Here is a 2,025-nt window from a genome sequence, read left to right on the forward strand (position 1 = left end):
ACGGCGCCCGCGGCGCCCGCGCCCGCGGAGCCCGCCGCGCCGCGGCCGCTGCGCCCCCGGGACGCGCTCGTCGCCGAGGGCGCCGGCGCCGAGACGGTGCGCCGGCTCGGCGACGTCTTCCCGAACCTGCTCCCCGCCGGCCTGGAGCGCCGCGGCGAGCTGCGCACCCTCGACGTCGCCCGCGTTCCGCTCGGCGAACTGGTCGAGCGGCTCAGCGGCGTCGAGCGCCCCGCGGCCTGGTGGCACGGCCTCTACGGCTCCCTCGCCGGCACCGACCCCGAGGAGCTGGCCGGCCTGCCGGTGCCGCTCGCCGACGGCCGCGTCGTCGTCGGCCCCCGCCAGGTGCTGCTGCCCGCCGACGGCATCGGCGACGGCACCGGCGACGGCACCGACGACCGGTCCGAGCGCCTCGCCCGCCTCGGGCTCCGCGTCGCCGACCCCGTCGCCGCGCACCCCGTGCTGGAGCAGCTGGGCGCCGTCGCCGCCACGCCGCGCGCGGTGCTGACGACGCCGCAGGTGCGGGCCGCGGTGGCGGGGTCGCTGGACGCGGGGGAGGTGTGGTTCGACGAGGGGCCGGGGCCGGGCGCGCCGGATCCGGAGGAACTGGCGGACATCGTCCTCGGGCTGGTCCGCGACGCGCACCTGGCGCCGGGCGACGAACCGTGGCTGGGCGCCCTCGCGCTGCCCGACGACGACGGCGAGCCGACCCCCGCCGGCGAACTCGTCTACCCCGGCAGCCCGTTCGCCGCCGTCATCCGGCCGGGCGAGCTGGCGGTGTGCGCGGGCAGCCTCGTCGAGCGGTGGGGGGAGGAGCCGTTGACGGCGGTGGGGGTGCAGGCGGACTTCGCGCTCGTACGGGCCGGGGACGTCGTCCTCGACCCCGACGAGCTGGAGCCGCGCGACGCCGACTACCCCGAACCCGACGACGTCGGGCTGCTCGACGCCGTCGACGTGTGGTGTGAGGACGTCCTCGACCAGCTGCCGGACACGCCCGTGCCGCCGGTGCTCACCGAGCTGGTGGGCGTACGGGACCTGGACCTGGTCGACGAGGCGCGCTGGCCGGAGGCGCTCGCGCTGCTCTCCCGCCCGCCGCTGCGCGAGGCCCTCACGCGCCCCGCGCGCGTCCTGCTGCCGGACGGCGAGGCGCACCTCGTACGCCCGTACACCGCCTGGTGGCTGCGCGGCAGCCCCGTGCTCGACGGCCGCCCGCCCGCCGGCCTGCGCGCCGCGGGCGGCGACCCGCTGCTCACCGGGCTGTACGAGCCGGCCGACGCCTCCGCGGTCGCCGACGAGCAGGTCCTGCACGCCCTGGGGGTACGCACCTCCGCCGCCGCGCTCCTCGACGAACCGGGCGGCGCCGCCGAACTCCTCGCCCGCCTCGCCGACCCCGCGAGCGAGGTCACCCCGCCCCGGCTCCACGCCCTCTACACGCTCCTCGCCGGCCTCGACCCCGACGGCGTCACCCTGCCGGACGACCTCCGTGCGGTCCGCGACGGCGCCACGGAGGTGGTACCCGCCGGTGAGGCCCTGGTCGCGGACGCCCCGGACCTGGTGCCGCTGGCCGCGGCCCGCCCCCTGCTGCCGGTCGCCCCGGGGCGGGCGGCGGCGCTGGCGGAGCTGCTGCAGGTGCGGCGGCTGACGGAGGCGTACGAGGCGCGGGTGCCGGCGGCCGGCGAGACCCGGGAGGTCCCGCCGGCGGTACGGGACCTGCTGGGCCCGGACACCCCGGCGACGTACGAGGAGCACGAGCGGCTGACGGTCGCCGGCGTGGCGGGCGTCGAACTCGACTGGCGCCGCACCCCCGACGGCACGGTCCACGCGGCGACGCTGGAGGGGCTGGCGGCGGGGCTGGCGTGGGCGACGGGGCAGTGGCGGCGGCGGTTCGAGGCGGCGGCGCTGCTGGAGGACCCGACGCGGACGCGGGAGCTGGGGGAGGCGCGCTGGTTCGACTGAGGACGGGCGCCGGGGGCGGGCGGCGTACGGCCCGTGCGCGGCCCGCCGCCCGGCGCCGCACCGCCCCGCGCC

The 2,025-nt window shown here is 80.1% G+C and carries 1 pseudogene; it reads left to right on the forward strand.

From position 1 onward, the window contains the following. Positions 1-1,953: pseudogene (locus ABD317_RS36320) on the forward strand (sacsin N-terminal ATP-binding-like domain-containing protein); the annotation flags it as partial. Positions 1,954-2,025: the final 72 nt, after the last annotated feature.

It is taken from the genome of Streptomyces synnematoformans (assembly GCF_039531005.1).
GTDB classification, from domain to species: Bacteria; Actinomycetota; Actinomycetes; order Streptomycetales; family Streptomycetaceae; genus Streptomyces; species Streptomyces synnematoformans.